This is a genomic window from Tardiphaga sp. 813_E8_N1_3, assembly GCF_051811025.1.
Taxonomy (GTDB): Bacteria; Pseudomonadota; Alphaproteobacteria; order Rhizobiales; family Xanthobacteraceae; genus Tardiphaga.
In genome coordinates this window covers 5,278,138-5,297,945 of the sequence record NZ_JBPWQE010000001.1, presented here as the reverse complement: position 1 = coordinate 5,297,945, position 19,808 = coordinate 5,278,138, and the positions used below count along the sequence as shown (strand labels likewise).

19 protein-coding genes are annotated in these 19,808 nt (G+C 62.4%); 14 read left to right on the top strand and 5 right to left on the bottom strand.

Translation table 11 applies throughout. The features are described from left to right. Positions 1-254: 254 nt before the first annotated feature. Positions 255-1,301: a lysylphosphatidylglycerol synthase domain-containing protein gene (locus AB8A33_RS25095; protein ID WP_439095275.1), complete on the top strand. Its 1,047-nt coding sequence runs from the start codon at positions 255-257 to the stop codon at positions 1,299-1,301. 39 nt (positions 1,302-1,340) lie between these two features. Further along, a complete protein-coding gene (locus tag AB8A33_RS25090) occupies positions 1,341-2,657 on the top strand; it encodes an ATP-binding protein (protein ID WP_439095274.1) in 1,317 nt (438 codons plus the stop codon). Between the two features lie 59 nt (positions 2,658-2,716). On the opposite strand, the gene AB8A33_RS25085 is transcribed toward AB8A33_RS25090, so the two are convergent. After that, positions 2,717-2,968, bottom strand: coding sequence for a hypothetical protein (locus AB8A33_RS25085; RefSeq protein ID WP_439095273.1), 252 nt, complete (start codon positions 2,966-2,968; stop codon positions 2,717-2,719). A gap of 131 nt (positions 2,969-3,099) precedes the next feature. On the opposite strand from AB8A33_RS25085, the gene pstS reads away from it, so the two are divergent. The 6 genes from pstS to phoB all read left to right on the top strand — a co-directional run bounded on the left by pstS (position 3,100) and on the right by phoB (position 8,471). Further along, the gene (gene pstS, locus AB8A33_RS25080; protein ID WP_439095271.1) at positions 3,100-4,110 is read left to right on the top strand and encodes a phosphate ABC transporter substrate-binding protein PstS; all 1,011 of its coding nucleotides are present in this window, start codon (positions 3,100-3,102) and stop codon (positions 4,108-4,110) included. Positions 4,111-4,263: 153 nt separating this feature from the next. Then, positions 4,264-5,262, top strand: coding sequence for a phosphate ABC transporter permease subunit PstC (gene pstC, locus AB8A33_RS25075; RefSeq protein WP_086937148.1), 999 nt, complete (start codon positions 4,264-4,266; stop codon positions 5,260-5,262). Position 5,263: 1 nt separating this feature from the next. Further along, positions 5,264-6,109, top strand: a complete 846-nt coding sequence (gene pstA / locus AB8A33_RS25070; RefSeq protein WP_439095269.1) for a phosphate ABC transporter permease PstA — start codon at positions 5,264-5,266, stop codon at positions 6,107-6,109. Further along, positions 6,106-6,933, top strand: coding sequence for a phosphate ABC transporter ATP-binding protein PstB (gene pstB, locus AB8A33_RS25065; protein WP_439095267.1), 828 nt, complete (start codon positions 6,106-6,108; stop codon positions 6,931-6,933). The genes pstA and pstB overlap by 4 nt, the downstream gene beginning before the upstream one ends. Before the next feature lie 28 nt (positions 6,934-6,961). Continuing rightward, complete coding sequence (gene phoU / locus AB8A33_RS25060; protein WP_439095265.1) at positions 6,962-7,675, top strand: phosphate signaling complex protein PhoU; 714 nt, start codon at positions 6,962-6,964, stop codon at positions 7,673-7,675. Positions 7,676-7,766: 91 nt separating this feature from the next. Continuing rightward, positions 7,767-8,471 (top strand): phosphate regulon transcriptional regulator PhoB, encoded by a 705-nt coding sequence (phoB, locus tag AB8A33_RS25055; RefSeq protein ID WP_068737970.1) that lies wholly within the window; start codon positions 7,767-7,769, stop codon positions 8,469-8,471. A 232-nt stretch (positions 8,472-8,703) separates the two neighbouring features. Here phoB and AB8A33_RS25050 read toward each other — a convergent pair whose 3' ends face one another. After that, entirely contained in the window at positions 8,704-9,213 is a 510-nt protein-coding gene (locus AB8A33_RS25050; protein ID WP_439095263.1) for a GcrA family cell cycle regulator, read from the bottom strand. Between the two features lie 447 nt (positions 9,214-9,660). On the opposite strand from AB8A33_RS25050, the gene AB8A33_RS25045 reads away from it, so the two are divergent. Further along, positions 9,661-10,887 carry an aspartate aminotransferase family protein gene (locus tag AB8A33_RS25045; protein WP_439095261.1) on the top strand — a complete coding sequence of 409 codons (1,227 nt, stop codon included), beginning with the start codon at positions 9,661-9,663 and terminating at the stop codon, positions 10,885-10,887. Further along, positions 10,887-11,825 (top strand): ornithine carbamoyltransferase, encoded by a 939-nt coding sequence (argF, locus tag AB8A33_RS25040; protein WP_439095259.1) that lies wholly within the window; start codon positions 10,887-10,889, stop codon positions 11,823-11,825. Before AB8A33_RS25045 ends, argF begins: the two co-directional genes overlap by 1 nt. Before the next feature lie 7 nt (positions 11,826-11,832). On the opposite strand, the gene AB8A33_RS25035 is transcribed toward argF, so the two are convergent. Beyond that, a complete protein-coding gene (locus AB8A33_RS25035; RefSeq protein ID WP_439095257.1) occupies positions 11,833-12,642 on the bottom strand; it encodes an aminoglycoside phosphotransferase family protein in 810 nt (269 codons plus the stop codon). 129 nt (positions 12,643-12,771) lie between these two features. Here AB8A33_RS25035 and AB8A33_RS25030 point away from each other — a divergent pair, with 129 nt between their 5' ends. Then, complete coding sequence (locus AB8A33_RS25030) at positions 12,772-13,770, top strand: Hsp33 family molecular chaperone (protein WP_439095255.1); 999 nt, start codon at positions 12,772-12,774, stop codon at positions 13,768-13,770. Between the two features lie 1,158 nt (positions 13,771-14,928). Here AB8A33_RS25030 and apaG read toward each other — a convergent pair. Then, positions 14,929-15,321, bottom strand: a complete 393-nt coding sequence (gene apaG, locus AB8A33_RS25025; protein ID WP_439095253.1) for a Co2+/Mg2+ efflux protein ApaG — start codon at positions 15,319-15,321, stop codon at positions 14,929-14,931. 242 nt (positions 15,322-15,563) lie between these two features. Here apaG and AB8A33_RS25020 point away from each other — a divergent pair, with 242 nt between their 5' ends. The 3 genes from AB8A33_RS25020 to AB8A33_RS25010 are packed head-to-tail and all read left to right on the top strand — an operon-like array spanning position 15,564 to position 18,546. After that, the gene (locus tag AB8A33_RS25020) at positions 15,564-16,820 is read left to right on the top strand and encodes an OpgC domain-containing protein (RefSeq protein WP_439095251.1); all 1,257 of its coding nucleotides are present in this window, start codon (positions 15,564-15,566) and stop codon (positions 16,818-16,820) included. Beyond that, positions 16,817-17,575 carry an SGNH/GDSL hydrolase family protein gene (locus tag AB8A33_RS25015; protein ID WP_093758060.1) on the top strand — a complete coding sequence of 253 codons (759 nt, stop codon included), beginning with the start codon at positions 16,817-16,819 and terminating at the stop codon, positions 17,573-17,575. The genes AB8A33_RS25020 and AB8A33_RS25015 overlap by 4 nt, the downstream gene beginning before the upstream one ends. Next, positions 17,575-18,546, top strand: coding sequence for an SGNH/GDSL hydrolase family protein (locus tag AB8A33_RS25010; RefSeq protein ID WP_439095249.1), 972 nt, complete (start codon positions 17,575-17,577; stop codon positions 18,544-18,546). Before AB8A33_RS25015 ends, AB8A33_RS25010 begins: the two co-directional genes overlap by 1 nt. A 46-nt stretch (positions 18,547-18,592) precedes the next feature. Here the strand turns inward: AB8A33_RS25010 and AB8A33_RS25005 are convergent, their stop codons facing one another. After that, the gene (locus AB8A33_RS25005; protein ID WP_439095247.1) at positions 18,593-19,774 is read right to left on the bottom strand and encodes an O-succinylhomoserine sulfhydrylase; all 1,182 of its coding nucleotides are present in this window, start codon (positions 19,772-19,774) and stop codon (positions 18,593-18,595) included. Positions 19,775-19,808: the final 34 nt, after the last annotated feature.

The window sequence follows — 19,808 nt, the reverse complement described above, 5'->3', positions numbered from 1 at the left end:
TCATTGTGACGTGAGACGCGTCAGGACGTCGGCATTTTGCCGCAGCGAATGCGCCCGAGAGACTGGTGGTTTGTTAGGGCTGACCTAATATACTGATGTGGCTTGTTTTTATTCACAGCCGGCGAATTCCACTTTGCCGCAAAACGCGCTACGACGGTTGTGCCGGAGACAACGTGATGTGGCGGTTCCGCCGAGGCTAGTCTGACTTCCCTGGTCCAGATTTCTGTGGTCAGGGGATCGCATTCGAGGTTGAGATGCTGGAAGCAATACGCAGGGCGATTTCGTTTCTGCGCGAGAAGCAAATCCTGCACAAGCTCGGTGTCTTGATCAGCGTCGCGGTGATCGGCATCGCCTGCTACATGCTGTATCACAAGCTGCGCAACATCGACGCCGCCGCCGTCTTCCATGCCATGACCGAGACCGAGCCGCGGCTGATCATGCTGTCGGCGCTGTCAGTTGCTGCCGGTTATTTCACGCTGACATTCTATGATTGGTTTGCGGTGCGCACGATCGGTCGCCGCGACGTGCCGTACCGGATCAACGCGCTGGCCGCTTTCACCAGCTATTCGATCGGCCACAATGTCGGCGCCAGCGTCTTCACCGGCGGCGCGGTGCGCTATCGCATCTATTCGGCCTGGGACCTCAGCGCGGTCGATGTCGCCAAGATCGTCTTTCTCGCTGGCCTGACCTTCTGGCTCGGCAATCTCGCGGTGCTCGGCATGGGCATCGCCTATCACCCGGAAGCGGCCAGCGCGATCAACCAGGTGCCGCCATGGATGAACCGCATCTTGGCCTATGTCATCCTCGCCGGCCTCGTCGGCTATGTGATCTGGGTCTGGATGAAGCCGCGCAGCGTCGGCCGTGGCCCCTGGTCGGTGGTGCTGCCGGGCGGCCCGCTCACCTTGCTGCAGATCGCCATCGGCATCATCGATCTCAGCTTCTGCGCGCTCGCGATGTATATGCTGGTGCCTGCCGAGCCTGACGTCGGTTTCGTCGTGGTGGCGGTGGTGTTCGTCTCGGCCACCTTGCTGGGTTTCGCCAGCCATTCGCCCGGCGGTCTTGGCGTGTTCGACGCCGCCATGCTGGTCGGCCTCGAAATGATGGATCAGGAAAAGCTGCTGGCCGGCATGCTGCTGTTCAGGGTGCTTTATTACCTCGCGCCGTTCTTTATATCAGTCATGTTACTGACGCTTCGCGAGCTTATTATCGGTTCGCGATCGAAGAAGCTGCAGGCGGTCGCGGCGGACGCCAAGCCCGGCGTCGGCCACCCGCTCAAGGAACATGGCCGCTCCGGCGCCTGACATACGTTCGCATTCGCAGCAGGAAGAGATCCGGTTCAGATGGCCATTGAAGCTTCTCCATCGACCATGTTTTCGCCGTGGCCAGACCGGCTGCGGCATTCGGCGATCATCCTGCTGGCAGCCGGCCTGGCGCTGGCCGCATTGGTGTTTTTCGGTGAGTTGTCGCCGCTGCGCGCGGGCATCGTGTTCGTCTGCATCGCCGGCGCGGCGCTGGTGCCGTGGCGGCTGCATGACGTGGTGACGGCGCGCGACGAGGCGCTGGCCGCCAATCCTGTCGAGGCGCCCGCAGTGCGCGCCATCATTGCCGGCATTCCCGATCCCGCCGTGCTGCTCGACCGCGCCGGCCGCGTCATCCATCTCAATGCCGCTGCTGCGCAGCTCGCGCCCGCCTTGCGCAAGAACGAACTGGCGCAATTCGCGCTGCGCTCGCCGGAGATCATCACCGCCTTGCGCGAGTCCATCGCCACCACCGAGCCGCGCCGCGCGACCTATCTCGATCACGTTCCGGTCGATCGCTGGATGGAATTGATGATCACGCCGGTGCCGGTTCCGACCGCCTTTGGCGGCACCGACACCTGCATGCTGATGACGTTCCACGACCAGACGCCGCTGCGCCGTGTCGAGGAAATGCGTGCCGACTTCGTCGCCAATGCCAGCCACGAGCTGCGCACGCCGCTGGCGGCGCTGTCCGGCTTCATTGATACGCTGCAGGGACCGGCCAAGGACGACGCCAAGGCGCGCGAGCGCTTTCTCGGCATCATGCATGCGCAGGCGACCCGCATGGCACGGCTGATCGATGATCTGCTGTCGCTGTCACGCGTCGAATTGTCGGCGCATGTGCGGCCGGATACGCTGGTGGATATTCTCCCCATTATCCGTCAGGTCGGCGACGGGCTGGAGCCGCTGGCCAATGAGCGCAACGTCAGGATCGAAATGGCGCTGCCGGAGGCGCCGGTGTCCATCGCTGGCGATCGCGAGGAATTGCTGAGGCTGTTCGAGAACCTGATCGAGAACGCGCTGAAATACGGCGCATCCGGCGGCAAGGTCGACGTATCGTTGACCACGGAGTCGACTGCGGAAGGTGTGCCGGAAATCCGCGTCGCCGTGCGGGACTATGGCCCGGGCATCGCCCCCGAGCATCTGCCGCGCCTGACCGAACGTTTCTACCGGGTCGATGTCGGCGACAGCCGCGCACAGGGCGGTACGGGCCTCGGCCTCTCGCTGGTGAAACACATCCTGAACCGGCACCGCGGCCGGCTGCTGATCGAAAGCGTGCCGAAGAACGGCGCGACTTTTACCGCCGCCTTTCCGCAGGTGAAGACGCCGCCGACGCCTCCCGCCTCCGCAGCGTCCTGACGCCTTAAACTCTCTTCGTTCTCCTGCGCCCGTCGGGGCCGCCCTTGGGCGGTCCCGCATCACTGCGCTTCGCTCAGACGGTCAAAAAAGGCCTTGGCGGGGGTGGTGCGGCATTGCGTCCGATCACCCTCAATATCGTGCCCGCCGCTGTCATACGCGCGCATGACAGCGAGGCCGGATTCCGCCTGCTGAAACATATTGTTAACCCCTGTGACGGTCGATTTTGACGGCCTGGCATGCCCCTTATGGCAGGGCATTTTCGGTGTTATTTGCACGGTAAAATTATCCGCGGAGGAAGAAAAACGAAGCATTTACAGATGCTTGGCGCCGTCATCCAAGTGTCATGGAACTATCATAAAAGCACAATCGACCACCCCTAAACGGGCGGCGTGAGCACAACTGGCGCATCCGGCGCGGTCGCTCACGAGATTGGAGACATCCCATGAAATTCCTCAAAGCGATCGTCGCTGCCGGCCTCGTTGCCGCCTCGACCTCGGCATTTGCCGCCGACATCACGGGTGCCGGCGCAACCTTCCCGTTCCCGGTCTATTCGAAGTGGGCCGACGCCTACAAGAAAGAGACTGGCAATGGTCTGAACTACCAGTCGATTGGTTCGGGCGCCGGCATCAAGCAGATCCAGGCCAAGACCGTGACTTTCGGCGCCACCGACGCGCCGCTCAAGGCTGAGCAGCTCGAGAAGGACGGCCTGGTTCAGTGGCCGATGGTGATGGGCGCGATCGTTCCCGTCGTGAATCTCGAAGGCATCGCCTCGGGCGAGCTGGTTCTCTCCGGCGAAGTGCTCGGCGACATCTATCTCGGCAAGGTCACCAAGTGGGATGACGCTGCCATCGCTAAGCTGAACCCGAAGCTGAAGCTGCCTTCGGCTGCCATCACCGTCGTTCGTCGTTCGGACGGTTCGGGCACCACCTTCAACTTCACCGACTATCTGTCGAAGGCCTCGGCTGACTGGAAGACCAAGGTCGGCACCGGTACGGCTGTCGAGTGGCCGGTTGGCGTCGGCGCCAAGGGCAATGAAGGCGTTGCCGGCAACGTTGGTCAGACCAAGAACGCCATCGGTTATGTTGAATATGCTTACGCCAAGCAGAACAAGCTGACCTATGCCGGCCTCGTCAACAAGGCTGGGAAGACCGTGCAACCGACCGTCGCTGCCTTCCAGGCTGCTGCTGCCAATGCCGACTGGGCCAAGGCTCCCGGCTACTACGTGATCCTCACCGACCAGCCGGGCGAAGCGTCCTGGCCGATCACTGCGGCGACCTTCATCCTCATGCACAAGACCCCGACCGACAAGACGGCGTCGGCTGAAGCGCTGAAGTTCTTCAAGTGGTCGTTCGAAAAGGGCGACAAGGCTGCCGAAGAGCTCGACTACATCCCGATGCCGGACTCGGTCGTCAAACTGATCGAAAAGACCTGGTCGGCTGACATCAAGAGCTGATCTGGTGTGTGGGCGGAGGAGAGGGGCATCTCTCCTCCGTTTGCTGCAGGGCTGAATTTCTTCTCTTTTCTTCTTCTCTTCTGACTCCGCGCCCTGACAAGCCCCTCCAGGGCAATGCGTTTTGGGGTATTGTAACAATTACAGGGGACTGGCGTGGCAGACATGGCCGTACAGAGCTCTTCGATGGACGCTGCCGGACCTTATGATCGTGCGAAGGCGCTGAATGCCTTCAAGACGGGGGACCAGGCGTTTTACTGGATCACCCGCATCTCGGCGCTGTCTGTTCTGTTTATTCTCGGCGGCATCATTCTGTCGCTTATCGTTGGTGCGTGGCCGGCGCTCCGCGAATTCGGCTTTTCGTTCCTGACCACGCAGCGCTGGGCCCCGTCGGCTGATCCGCCGGTCCTCGGTGCACTCGGTCCGATCTACGGTACGCTGATCACCTCGGTGATCGCGATGGCGATCGCCATTCCGGTCGGCATCGGCATCGCGATCTTCCTCACCGAACTGTGCCCGAACTGGCTGCGCCGCCCGATCGGCATGGCGGTCGAGCTTCTCGCCGGTATTCCCTCGATCATCTACGGCATGTGGGGGTTCTTCGTGCTCGGCCCGTTCCTGGCCAACCACGTGCAGCCGTTCATGATCAATGCTTTCGAAGGCGTCCCGGTCCTCGGCGTGATCTTCGCCGGCCCGCCGTCCTATCTCAGCCTGTTCAACGCGTCGCTGATCCTCGCCATCATGGTGCTACCCTTCATCACCTCGATCTCGGTCGATGTGTTCAAGACGGTGCCGCCGGTGTTGAAGGAAGCCGCCTACGGCGTCGGCTGCACCACCTGGGAAGTCGTCCGCAACGTCGTCATCCCCTATACCCGCGTTGGTGTAATCGGTGGCGTGATGCTGGCGCTCGGCCGTGCGCTCGGTGAAACGATGGCGGTGACCTTCATCATCGGCAACTCGTTCCGTATCACAGGCTCGATCTTTGGCCCGGGCACCACGATCTCGGCAGCCATCGCCAGCGAGTTCGCGGAGAGCGACGGTCTGCATCAATCGGGTCTGATCCTGCTCGGCCTCCTGCTGTTCGTGCTGACATTCTTCGTGCTCTCGGCAGCGCGCCTGATGCTGCTACGTCTGGAAAAGAAGGCGGGCAACTAACATGAACCCGATTTACGCATCCCGCCGTCGCCACGATACGATCATCCGCCTGCTCTGTGTCGGTGCCGCCCTGTTCGGCGTCACCTGGCTCGCGCTGATCCTGTTCACGCTGTTCTACAACGGTCTCGCTGGCATTAGCCTGCAGATATTCACCCAGAACACGCCGCCGCCCGGCTCCATGGAAGGCGGCCTGCTCAATGCCATCGTCGGTTCGGTCATCATGACCGCGATCGGCGTCGGCATAGGCGCACCGCTCGGCCTGTTTGCCGGCACCTATCTCGCTGAATACGGCAAGCACGACAAGCTCACCTCGGTGATCCGCTTCATCAACGACGTGTTGCTGTCGGCCCCGTCCATCATCATCGGCCTGTTCGTCTATGGTGCGGTGGTGGTTCCGATGGGCGGCTTCTCGGCTCTCGCCGGTTCGCTTGCGCTCGCCGTGATCGTGATCCCCGTCGTGGTTCGCACCACGGAAGACATGCTTGGTCTCGTGCCGAACCCGCTGCGTGAAGCGGCCTCGGCGCTCGGCCTGCCGCGCTCCCTGGTCATCAAGCGGATCGCTTATCGTGCGGCCCGTTCCGGTCTGATCACGGGCGTGCTGCTGGCGACCGCGCGCGTCGCCGGTGAAACGGCGCCGCTGCTGTTCACCGCGCTGAGCAACCAGTTCTTCAGTCTCGATCTCACCAAGACGATGGCCAACCTGCCGGTGACCATCAACAACTTCGTGCAGAGCCCCTACGAGTACTGGAAGCAGCTCGCCTGGAGCGGTGCCCTGATCATCACCTTGACCGTACTTGCCCTTAACATTGGCGCGCGCATTCTCGGCGCCGAGAGGACAGCAAAATGAGTGAGCTTTCTGTGTCGTCTGGCGTTCCTTCCGTCTCGATGCCGCCGCCGTCGGTCTTGCAGGGCGAGACCCGTCCCAAGGTCACCGTGCGCGACCTGAACTTCTACTATGGCGAACACCACGCTCTGAAGAAGATCAATCTGACGCTGATGGCGAACCGCGTGACGGCGTTCATCGGCCCGTCAGGCTGCGGCAAGTCCACGCTGCTGCGCATCTTCAACCGGATGTATGATCTGTATCCCGGCCAGCGCGCCGAAGGTCAGCTCATGCTCGACAACCAGAACATTCTGGATCCGAAGCTGGACCTCAACCTGCTGCGCGCCCGCGTCGGCATGGTGTTCCAGAAGCCGACTCCGTTCCCGATGACGATTTACGAAAACATCGCCTTCGGTATTCGCCTCTATGAAAAGATCTCCAAGTCGGAGATGGACGTGCGCGTCGAGAAGGCGCTGCGTGGCGGTGCGCTCTGGAACGAAGTCAAGGACAAGCTCAACGCGTCGGGCCTCAGCCTGTCGGGCGGTCAGCAGCAGCGTCTGTGCATTGCGCGCACCATCGCGGTTCGGCCGGAAGTCATCCTGTTCGACGAGCCGTGCTCGGCGCTGGATCCGATCTCGACCGCGAAGATCGAGGAGCTGATCGACGAGTTGAAGGATCAGTACACGATCGCGATCGTCACCCATAACATGCAGCAGGCTGCCCGCGTCTCCGACACCACGGCCTTCATGTATCTCGGCGAGTTGATCGAGTTCGATCAAACCAACAAGATCTTCACGTCGCCGACCGACCGCCGCACCCAGGATTACATCACCGGCCGCTTCGGCTGACGCGACATATTCGCGGGAGGATTTAGATATGGCTTTTGAACACACCACCAAGGCTTTCGACGACGATCTGCAGGAGCTGACCCGTCTCGTCGCCGAGATGGGTGGCCTCGCGGAACGGCAGATCGTCGAATCCGTCGACGCGCTGATCCGCCGGGACGTCGCACTCGGTGCACGCGTTGTCGCCACCGACGCCGAGATCGACCAGTTGCAGCGCACGATCGAAGAGCGCGCCGTGCTGACCATCGCCAAGCGCCAGCCGATGGCTGTCGATTTGCGCGAGATCGTCGGCGCGCTGCGCGTCGCCACCGATCTGGAGCGGATCGGCGATCTCTCCAAGAACATCGGCAAGCGCGTCAATGCACTCGACAGCGATTTCCATCCGCTGAAGCTGATCCGCGGCCTCGAACACATGACCGACCTCGTGACCACCCAGGTCAAGGCCGTGCTCGACGCCTATGCCGCACACGATCTGCCCGCCGCGATGACGGTGTGGAAGGGCGACGAGGAAATCGACGCGATCTGCACCTCGCTGTTCCGCGAACTCCTTACCTATATGATGGAAGACCCGCGTAACATTTCGTTCTGTATCCACCTGATGTTCTGCGCCAAGAACATCGAGCGGATCGGCGATCACGCCACCAACATTGCAGAAACCGTGTTCTACATGATCGAGGGCCAGCAGATCCTCGACAAGCGCCCGAAGGGCGACATGACCACATTCGCGAATGCGCCGACGGTCTGAAGCATGATCCGGAAAAGTGGAAGCCAGTCTTCCGCAAGGATCATGGCCTAAAGGCTTGTCGGACGTCACTGAGGATATTGACCATATGGCTGTGAATGCACGCATTCTGGTGGTGGAGGACGAGGAAGCCCTCACGACGCTTCTTCGCTACAACCTCGACGCCGAAGGCTATGATGTTGAAACTGTCGCGCGCGGCGACGATGCCGACACCCGCTTGAAGGAGCGGGTGCCGGATCTCGTGGTGCTCGACTGGATGCTGCCGGGTCTGTCCGGCATCGAACTGTGCCGCCGCCTGCGCGCGCGGCCCGAAACCAAGGCATTGCCGATCATCATGCTGACGGCGCGCGGCGAAGAGAGCGAGCGTGTTCGCGGTCTCGCCACCGGCGCCGACGACTATATCGTCAAGCCGTTTTCGGTGCCGGAGCTCCTGGCCCGCGTGAAGGGTCTGCTCCGTCGTGCAGCTCCCGAGCGTCTCGCCACCGTGCTCGCTTTCGGCGATATCGAACTCGACCGCGACAAGCGCCGCGTTGTGCGCTCAAGCCGTCCGATCGATCTCGGTCCGACCGAATATCGCCTGCTGGAGTTCTTCCTGGAACATCCGGGCCGCGTATTCAGCCGCGAGCAGTTGCTCGACAGCGTCTGGGGCCGCGACATCTATATCGACGAGCGCACCGTCGACGTGCATATCGGCCGCCTGCGCAAGCTGCTCAATCCCGCCGGTGAGCCCGATCCGATCCGCACCGTGCGCGGCGCCGGCTATGCGCTGGACGACCGGTTCGACAAGGCGGCGGAGTAACAACACACGCTGTGTCGTCCCCGCGAAGGCGGGGACCCATAGCCTCCGTCTTCTCGGCTCTATCCAGGACGCCTGCGAATACGCCCCAACCACTCTTTCGGTGGTTATGGGTCCCCGCCTTCGCGGGGACGACACCGAGTGTCAACGCAAGCGCCCCGGCAATCACCATCCAAAACAAAAAAATGCCCGGCTCATCACCGGGCATTTTCATTTGGTTTAGATATCTTCCAGCTCAGCGCGTGGGCTTCGGTACCGCGCGGCGGCGGTCGCTCGCCGGCTGATAGGCGATGCGCGAGTGATGTGCGCAATAGGGGGCGCCAGCCAGGGCCCTGCCGCCGCAGAAGTAAAAATCCGCGCTCGACGGATCGCCGATCGGCCAGTGGCAGGTGGCATCGTTGAGCTCGACCAGCGACAGGCGCTGGCTGATCGGTACGATGTTGTCATAGGCGATCGGATCGGGCTCCGCCTCGATCTCGTAATTATGGGCCAGCGCGGTGTTGCCGCGGGCCATCGGGCGGGCGACGCGTACCATCTGCTGGGCCGGGCGCGCCTTGCGCTGCCGCGGAGCTGCCGAGGAGGGGCTCTTGGCGCGGCCGGACAGGCCGAGACGGTGCACCTTGCCGATCACGGCATTGCGGGTCACGTTGCCGAGTTCCGCGGCGATCTGGCTGGCGGAGAGGCCGCCTTCCCAGAGTTTCTTCAACTGTTCGACGCGATCGTCGGTCCATGTCATTACCGTCATCGCCATTTTCCCTTCGTAAGCGCCAGAGCACCGGTCAGCGCTGCGAGTTGAGACTTCAAAAATCCCTGCGGTCAGAATCCCTTAGCGCTCACCGGGCGCGAATTTCGCGTCCGGCTGTTACGCCGCACTGGATGTGTCATTAAAAGGTCTACCGCCGCACGAGATGTCGTATCCGACGAGACAAAAGCTACAATATGCCGTGACTCGCGCGCAAGAGTCGGGCATGCCGCGTCCACATGCTTCTGCAAATAAAGCTGCAAAATCGGCTTTTTCTGCGACTCCGTGTGACTCGAAAGCCGCAGTGCGCGGTTGACAGTCTTCACAGCACACATAGAATAATGCCCACGTGCCGCCCGAGAAGGGCGGCACGTTTCGTTTCTAGGGTCCGTTGTTCGATTTCGCACAATTGTCATCGACGCGGCCGCAGTCTTTTCGATCGGATCGGTTATGACCAGCAACGCAACGTCTTCGCCCCTCTCTCAGGCCCACTTGCTGCCTGTTTTCGCGCGTGCGGATGTCGCTTTCGAGCGCGGTGAAGGCGCGTGGCTGATTGGAACCGACGGCGAGCGCTACCTCGATTTCACCAGCGGCGTTGCCGTGAACGCACTTGGCCATGCGCACCCACATATGGTCGCCGCATTGCAGGAGCAGGCCACCAAGCTCTGGCACATGTCGAACCTGTTCAAGAGCCCGGACGGCGAGCGCCTCGCCGCGCGGCTGTGCGAACAGAGCTTTGCCGACTTCGTGTTCTTCGCCAATTCGGGTGCGGAAGCGATGGAATGCGCGATCAAGGTGACCCGCCACTATCATTTCTCCAAGGGCCACCCCGAGCGCACGCGCATCATCACCTTTGAAGGCGCGTTCCATGGCCGCACCCTCGGCACGCTGGCGGCGACGGGCGCCGCGAAATATCTCGAAGGCTACGGCACGCCGCTCGACGGCTTCGACCAGTTGCCGCTCGGCGATATCGAAGCCGTGAAGAAGGCCATCGGCCCGAACACTGCCGGCATTCTCATCGAGCCGCTGCAGGGTGAGGGTGGCGTGCGTGCGCCGAGCAACGCGTTCTTTGGCGCGCTGCGCGAACTTTGCGACAAGAACGGCATACTTTTGATCTTCGACGAAGTGCAGACCGGCATGGGCCGCACCGGCGAACTGTTTGCCTATCAGCGCATCGGCGTGACGCCGGATGTCATGGCGCTGGCCAAGGCACTCGGCGGCGGTTTCCCGATCGGCGCGTGCCTTCTCTCGGCGGAAGCGGCCGAAGGCATGGCGCCCGGCTCGCACGGCTCGACCTTTGGCGGCAATCCGCTGGCGGTGGCCGCGGCGAATTCCGTGCTCGATATCATGCTGAAGCCCGGTTTCTTCGACCATGTGAAGAAGATGTCGCTGCTGTTGAAACAGAAACTCGCGGGCGTGGTCGATGGCCATCCAGATGTGCTCAGCGAAGTGCGCGGCGAAGGTCTTCTGATCGGCCTCAAGGCCGTGGTGCCGGCGGGCGATCTCGTGGCAGCATTGCGTGACGCGAAGCTGCTGACGGTTGGCGCCGGCGACAATGTGGTGCGCTTCCTGCCGCCGCTGATCGTCAGCGAGTCCGAGATCGAGCAGGCCGTGCAGCGGCTCGAACAGGCCTGCGTAGCGCTCGGCTCACCCGACAAGACGCAGGGAGCCGCGTGATGAGCACGTCACCGCGGCATTTCCTCGATCTCACGGCCGTGCCGGCCAGCGAGTTGCGCAATATCATGAACGCGGCTGCCGCCATGAAGGCGAAGCTGAAGGGGCGGGATGGCTCGAATGCCGAGCCCGATCGTCCGCTCAAGAACAAGACGCTGGCGATGATCTTCGAAAAGCCCTCGACGCGCACCCGCGTGTCGTTCGAGGTCGGCATGCGCCAGCTCGGCGGCGACGTCGTGATGCTCACCGGCGCCGAAATGCAGCTCGGTCGCGGCGAGACCATTGCCGACACCGCGCGCGTGCTGTCGCGCTTCGTCGACATCATCATGATCCGCATCCTCAATCATGACTCGCTGGTGGAGCTCGCGGAAAACGCGACCGTGCCGGTCATCAACGGCCTGACGCGCTTCTCGCATCCCTGCCAGGTGATGGCGGATGTCATGACCTATGAGGAGCACCGCGGTCCGATCAAGGGGCGCACCGTGGCCTGGACCGGCGACGACAACAATGTACTGATGTCCTGGGCCCATGCGGCCGAGCGCTTCCAGTTCAAGCTCAATATCGCGACGCCGCCGCAGTTGTCGCCGAAGAAGCCGTTCAAGGACTGGGTCAAGGCGGCAAACGCGCCGATCACCTTCAGCGACGATCCCGATGCGATGGTGAAGGGCGTCGATTGCGTCGTCACCGACACCTGGGTGTCGATGGGCGATAAGGACGGCGAGACCCGCCACAACCTGTTGAAACCCTATCAGGTCAATGCGCGCCTGATGTCGCTGGCCAAGCCCGACGCACTCTTCATGCACTGCCTGCCGGCGCATCGCGGCGAGGAGGTCACCGACGAGGTGATCGACGGTCCGCAGTCGGTGGTGTTCGACGAGGCCGAAAATCGCCTGCATGCGCAGAAGGGCATTCTGGCCTGGTGCCTCAACGCTGTGGCGTGAGGCGCGATCAGCGATCGAGTTCTGTCGCGGCCAGCTCGGCCACCTGAAGGTCGATGCTCGCCGGATCGTCGTCGCCGAGGAACCATGCGGCCGAGAGGCCGGTCCACGCCAGGACCCATTGCAGCAAGCGATGGCGATCGAGTTTCGCTGCGTCGCTGACGACCTCGACACGCCGCTGGAAACGGCCTGGCAAGGTTGAGACCGGGCGCGTGGGGTCCGAGAGATCCGGGTTGGTGAAAATGTTGGCGAAGTCGAAGCCGCGCTCGCCGATGATGTGCTTCGGATCGATGGCGAGCCAACCACGCGCCCCGAAGTCCAGCACATTGTCATGGTGGAGGTCGCCGTGCAGCACGGTCACCTCGCGCGGGTCGTCCAGCAAAGCGTTGGCCGTTTCGGAACAGCGACGTAACAGGCCGCCATGGGTCGCTGCGACCGGCGCGAGTTCGCGAAACCAATGCTGCAGCGGTACTAGCGGAGGCGGCGATTTTTGCCTTGGCCGGTGCAACCGCGCCGCCACGGCGCACAGGATGTGCGAGGCTTCGTCGTCCTGTCCACCACGCGCCATGTCGGAGAGCGAGGCCGGGCCTTGTGCGCGTTCCATCAGCAACGCGTCGTCATGGCGGTCCAGAACCCGTGCGGCGCCCTCGCCGTCCCACCATTCCAGTACCGCGCTGCCGGCGCGTTCGTCCTCGCCCCTGGCCAGTTTCAGCATCGCCGGCTGGCCCCGATGCAGGACTGGCAGCAAATATCCGGCGTGGGAGGTAATGGCCGTGCCGTCCGGGACGAGGTGCCATCGCGTAAGGTAGGTTTCAAACATCGTTCGCTTATACTTGGTAGATATCTCATCCGAGCGGGGGCAAATCGTCGCCCGATGCCTTGTATTCGTTCGGACATTTGCCCCTTTGCGGGGTTTCGATTTCAGCTCCTCGCCCTTACATAGAGCGCCATGACCCCATCAAATCCAAATCTCCAGCCCGACGCCCCCATCCGCGCGCCGTCCTCCGTTCCGGTCGATGACGCGGTGCTGCCCTTCGAGGTTGCGCCGCTCGATCTGCGCGGGCGGCTGACGCGACTTGGCCCGGCACTCGATGAACTGCTCGCCAAGCATGATTATCCCGCGCCGGTGGCCAAGCTGCTCGGCGAGGCCATCGTGCTGACCACGCTGCTCGGCTCGGCACTGAAATTCGACGGCCGTTTCATCCTCCAGACCCAGACCGACGGTCCGGTGTCGCTGATGATCGTCGACTTCCGCGCGCCCGATAAAATGCGGGCCTATGCGCGGTTCGATGTCGAACGCCTCGTGCCTGGTCTGGATACCGCGGCGCTGCTCGGCAAGGGCCATCTGGCGATGACCGTCGATCAGGGGCCGGATATGAGCCGTTATCAGGGTATGGTCGCGCTCGACGGCGGTACGCTGGAAGATGCCGCGCATGAATACTTCCTGCGCTCCGAACAGATTCCGACCAAGGTGCGCCTCGCCGTGGGCGAGGAATGGCGCAGCGGTGAGGAGGGCGGCCCGACACATCGCTGGCGCGCCGGCGGCATGCTGCTCCAGTTCCTGCCGAAGGCGCCGGAGCGCGTGCAGCGTGATCTCCATGCTGGCGACGTGCCGGACGGTGTGAGCGCGGATGTCGTGCCGGAAGATGACGCCTGGGTCGAAGGCCAGTCGCTGATCGGGACGGTCGAGGATGTGGAACTGATCGATCCCGATCTGTCCGGCGAGCGGCTGCTGTATCGCCTGTTCCACGAGCGCGGCGTCCGCGTCTTCGCGCCGTCGCCGTTGCGCGCAGAGTGTTCCTGTTCGCGCGATGCCGTGTCCGGCATGCTCAAGAGCTTCGAGCCGCAGGACCGCGCCGACATGGTCAAGGACGACAAGGTCGTCGTGACCTGCGAGTTTTGTTCGTCGGTCTATGAGTTCACACCGCAGGAAGCGGGCGTGGAATAGGGCGTTCGCCCGCGTCACGCCCCGCTGTCATTACCAGGCACACCAACTGGTGTGCCTGAGGGCATGCGAAAGCGGCTAAGCCGGCAGAGCGCGAACCTCGGCCACTCCACATGGAGTGGCGGGGAATCTCAATCCACACTCGTCATTCCGGGGCGTCGGAGTGCGACGAAGTCGCACGCAGGCGAACCCGGAATCCCAGAGTGTTTTGCGCTGAACAGGTCGGGATTCCGGGCTCGGTCCCGTCGCCTGCGGCGCCGGTCCCGCCCCGGAATGACAGTGTGGGGCGGGACAGCGCTAAACATTTTTTCCTATTTCTCATTGACAGAATCCCTATCAGGTTTATATTCTCCTCCGTCCTGCCCCACCGAGAGGGGCGATCGCGATCGTCACGTTCGCGGGGTGGGATGCGGTGGACGCCGGAGATGCGGCGTTACGCGGTTCATGGGTGACGTCTGTCTTCGGGCAGGACGGATCTGCGCCAGCACTGCCACTGGCAAGGAGACGGCCGGCCTTGGGATGGAAAGACCCCTGGACAGTGTGACGGACGACCAAGTCAAAACGCGTTCGGCTTACTCGCTTGAGGCACCCTGTCCCATTCGCCTTGGGACTTTAATTCGGTGATCGGATCGTTCGCCATGGCAACGCGCAAGCAACCGAAAAAACACCGCAGGCGGAACGCTGGGCACTTGCTCGGCGCGTCCGAAAGTCCTGATGCACTCTTACTTGCGGAAGACCGCATAGCATCAGGCCCAAGGGTGCAACGGGCACCCGGCGTTCCGCACGCCCTCTCACAGGAGGGCGGGAATGCCAAACACGACGGCGCCCCCGCGCCGCAAACAATGGGGGCGATGACGCATGTCTGAAGGACAGTGGCTGTTTGACATTCGAAGAAGCTGAGACGCGCAGGCGGTCGCGATATCCCTCCCTCAAGCGGCGAAGCCGCGCAGTGGAGTCCGGCGGACGAATTCGTCCGCCTTAGGCGGCCGAACGAGGCGATGCGCAGCGTCGCTGAAGTGGAGGCCGGGGTGGGGCATCTCCGCATACTCCGAGCTTGTTGCACCGCCCCCACCCGACCGGCCTTCGGCCGGCCACCCATGGCGGACGAACCGTCCGCCAGACCCCACGCAAGCGCGGGGGAGGGAGAAGAAGCAGCCCCTACTAATTCAGCACGCGCTTTCCGTCTGGTCCGTCCAGTGAAAACAGCGGCACGTCGATTTCGAACGGCTCGCCGGTATCGGTCACCATCTGATAGGTGCCTTCCATGAAGCCGGACGTCGTCGGCAGCGGCACGCCCGATGTGTATTCGAAGCGTTCGCCGGGGCCGAGCACGGGCTGCTCGCCGACGACGCCTTCGCCGTGCACTTCCTGCATACGGCCGGACGCATCGGTGATGATCCAGTGCCGGGTCTTCAGCTGCACGGTCTCTTTGCCGGCATTGGTGATGACGACCGTATAGGACCAGAAGAACTCACGCTTCTCCTGCGACGAGCGTTCGGGCATGAAATTCGGTTCGACGGTGACTTCGATCTGTCGTGTTATGGCGCGGTACATGGCGGTGTCATCGTTCAAAATGCGTCGCAAGCATAGCGAAAAACACGTTACCGGCCAAATCCAGGGAAAATCGGCGTGGAGTGCTGCGCGGAACGGCGGCGACCCATCGCGGTTTCAACATAGTTACCGCATAATCGATCCCTGATTTGGCTATGACGTGACGGATCGTCCCCAGCAAATGGCCTGCGTGGTGTGGGGCGGTCGATTTTCATCATGCGACGATTTCCGTTGAGCGGTGCTGAATGACCTCTGTTGCCGACCCGATTGCCGGCCAGTCCCACGCAGATGCGTCCTCCCACGTGTCCGCGTCGCGCGCCTCGACGCGTGCCGATGCCGTGTCGTTTCCCATCGCGGGCACCGAGCGCGAATTGCGCCTCGATCTGTTTCGCGGGCTGGCGCTATGGCTGATCTTCATCGATCACCTGCCGCCGAATATCCTGACCTGGCTGACGATCCGTAATTACGGTTTCAGCGACGCCACCGAGATCTTCATCTTCATCTCCGGCTATACCGCCGCCTTCGTCTATGGCCGCGCCATGCAGGAGCAGGGCACGCTGGTCGCCAGCGCGCGCATTTTCAAGCGGGTCTGGCAGATCTATGTCGCCCACGTCTTCCTGTTCACGATCTTCCTTGCCGAAATCTCCTATGTCGCGACGCGGTTCGAGAACCCGCTCTATTCGGAAGAAATGGGGATTCTCGATTTTCTCAAACAGCCCGATGTGACCATCGTTCAGGCGCTGTTGCTGAAATTTCGCCCGGTGAACATGGACGTGTTGCCGCTCTATATCGTCCTCATGCTGTTCCTGCCGCCGATCCTCTGGCTGATGCGGCGCCGCGCCGATCTCACGCTGGCGCTGTCGGTCGGTCTTTATGCGCTGACCTGGGAATTCGACCTGCATCTGACCGCCTACCCGAACGGCGTTTGGGCCTTCAATCCGTTCGCCTGGCAGTTGCTGTTCGTGTTCGGCGCCTGGTGTGCACTGGGCGGCGCCGTCAGGATGTCGCGGATACTGTCATCCAACATCACGCTGTGGCTCTGCGTGGCCTATCTTCTGGCGGCGTTCTGGGTGACGCTGACCTGGTACATTCCGCAGATCCATCATCTGTTGCCGAAGGTCATCGAGCAGTGGATGTATCCCATCAACAAGACTGATCTCGACGTGCTGCGCTTCGCCCACTTCCTGGCGCTGGCGGCGCTCACCGTCCGTTTCCTGCCCAAGGAGTGGCCGGGGCTGAAATCGGTCTGGCTGCGGCCGATGGTGCTGTGCGGCCAGCACTCACTCGAAATCTTCTGTATCGGGGTGTTCCTGGCCTTTGCCGGCCATTTCGTGCTGGCTGAGGTCGCCGGCGGGGCCGGCATGCATGCCCTGATCAGCTTCCTCGGCATAGTTGTTATGTCAACCGCCGCCTGGGTGTTTTCGTGGTACAAGGGCGTCACTGTCAAAGGCGGATCCCGCGCCAAACGATCCGACGCGGATCTCGCAGGAGGGGAAGCATGAAGGCCGTTCTGCGGCTCACGATGCTGGCTGGCCTGCTGGTGGCGGCTCCTGTCCGGGCCGAACCGCCCGCGCATACCTGTGAGGTTCCCGCCTACCTCCTGACATCCGAAAGCACCTTGCCCAAGGTCGAGGCCGCGGCAAAACCGGGCGGAAAGCTCGATATTCTGGTCATTGGCAGCCGATCCTCGGTGATCGGGGTCTCCGACCATTCCGCAGCCTATCCGAACCGCCTGCAGGCCTATCTGAAGGAGAAGCTGCCGGGCGTCGAGGTGAACGTGGCGCTGGAACTGCAGGTCAAGAAGACCGCCGAGGAAATGGCCCCGACCCTGGAACAGCTGGTGACGGACAAGAAGCCGAACCTGGTGATCTGGCAGACCGGAACCGTGGATGCCATGAAACAGGCCGACGCCGAGGACTTCCGCAATGCCCTGGATGAGGGCGTTGCCGCCATGCAAAAGGCCGGAACTGACGTCATTTTAATGAATCTGCAGTACAGTCCGCGCACGGAGACGATGATTTCCGGCTCCGCCTACCTAGATAATATGCGTGTGGTGGCGCAGCAGCACGATGTTCCGCTGTTCGACCGTTTCGCCATCATGCGGCACTGGAATGAGAGCGGTGATTTCGACCTGTTCAGCGCGTCGCCCGGCATGGAGCTGGCGAAGCGGGTGCATGATTGTCTTGGCCGGGCGCTTTCGACCTTTGTCGTCGATGCGGCCAAGATCAAAGCAGCGGATTTGAGGATTCAGCGTTAATGAGTTTCGTCGGCCATTTGTCTCGTCTTGCTGTCGTCGCTGCCTTTGCCGCCTCTACGACTCTCGCACTCCCGATCTCATCGTCCATCGCGCACGCCGAAGCGGCGCAGGCCGCTCCAGCCGACAGCAAGGGCGCCGACCAGAGCGTTGCGGTGAATGATCCCGCGGACGCCGCGAAGAGGGGCGTCGCTGCGAAGGCCATCGACAAGGTCAAGGAAGTCGCAAAGACCGCGACCGATATCTTGAGCCGCGTCCCCTGCCGCACACCGAAAGGCGGCATGAAGGCGATGGGCGCGTTGCCGCATGTGGCCAGCAAGCTCGTTGCCGGCAAACCCGTGGTCATCGTTGCGTTCGGCTCGTCCTCCACTGAAGGCTACGGTTCGACGGCGCCGGAATTCACCTATCCGAACCGCCTTGCGGCGCAGCTACATCGTGCTTACCCGTCGGCCAACATCACCGTGCTCAACCGTGGCAAGGGCGGCGAAGACGCGCCGGAAATGATGGCGCGGCTGCAGAGCGAAGTGATCAATTCGAAGCCTGATCTCGTGATCTGGCAGGTCGGCACCAATGCGGTGCTGCGCAATCTCGATCCCGGCGAAACCAGCAAGATGGTGGAAGACGGCGTTGCCCGCATTCAGGCGGCGGGTGCCGATCTGGTGCTGGTCGATCCGCAATATTCGCCGCTGGTGAATACGCGTCCCGAAGGCACCAGCAAGATGGTCTCGCTGCTGCACAAGGTGGCCGAACTACGCAAGGTCGGCATCTTCCCGCGCTTCGAAGTGATGAAGGAATGGCACGAAGGCCAGCAGATGTCGTTCGACAGCTTCGTTATTGCCGACGGCCTGCATATGAACGATTGGGGCTATGCCTGCTTCGCGCAGTTGCTCGGCGACAACATCATCAAGTCGGTCGGCCAGGTGAAGCTCGGCATCAACGAGCCGCAGATTCAGCAGGCGCAGAAGCCGCTGTAGTACTGCGGCCGACATTTAGCCGGCCGCAGTTTTCAATACTAGTCGATCAAGCCTTCGCCAGTGCCGCCTGAAGATCCTCGATCAGATCGTCACGATGCTCGAGGCCGGCCGAGAAGCGGATGAAGCCTTCCGTGATCCCGAGTTCGAGCCGTGCTTCCAGCGGCAGGCGCTGATGCGTCGTCGTCGCCGGATGCGTAACGAGGCTCTTGGCGTCGCCGAGATTGTTGGAGATGCGGGCGACTTTCAGCTCGTTGAGGACGCGGAACGCCGCTGCCTTGCCGCCCTTTACCTCGAAGCCGATCAGCGTCGAACCCGCACGCATCTGCTTCTTCACCGTCGCCGCCTGCGGATGGTCCTCGCGGCCCGGATAGATCAGCCGCGAAATCTTCGGATGCTGGGCCAGCACATCCGCGACCGCCGCGGCCGTCTGGGTTTGCCGCTCGACGCGGATCGCCAGCGTCTCCAGTCCCTTCACCAGCGTCCATGCATTGAACGGCGAGATCGAGGGGCCGGTCTGGCGCAGATAGTTATGAATATGCTCGTCGATGAAGTCCTTCGACGACAGGATGATGCCGCCGAGACAGCGTCCCTGACCGTCGATATGCTTGGTCGCCGAATACACGACGACATCTGCACCGAGCGCCAGCGGGCTCTGCCAGAGCGGCGTCGCGAACACGTTATCGACAATCAGTCGCGCACCGCCGGCATGAGCGATCTCCGCGATGGCTGATATGTCGAGCACGTCGAGCGTCGGATTGGTCGGACTTTCCAGGAACAGCGACTTGGTGTTCGGGCGCATTGCCTTCTGCCACTGGTCGAGGTCGAGTCCATCGACAAGCGTGAATTCGATGCCGTAGCGAGGCAACAGCTCTTCGATGACGTAACGGCAGGAGCCGAACAGCGCCTTGGCGGCGACGACGTGATCGCCCATGCGCAGCGGCGCGAGAATGGCGGTGGTCACGGCGGCCATGCCGGTGGCCGTCGAGCGTGCAGCCTCCGCACCTTCGAGGTCGATCATGCGGCTCTCGAACATCGACGTATTCGGATTCGAAAAGCGCGAATAGATGAAACCGGGATCTTCGCCCTTGAACCGCGCCTCGCAGGCTTCAGCGGTCTCGTAGATGAAGCCTTGCGTGAGGAAGAGGGCTTCGGACGTCTCGTTGAATTGCGAGCGCAGCGCGCCGGAATGAACGAGCCGGGTTTCGGGGCGATAGGACTTCGTAGACATGTGACCTCCAACGTACCCGCGTGACACGGGCACA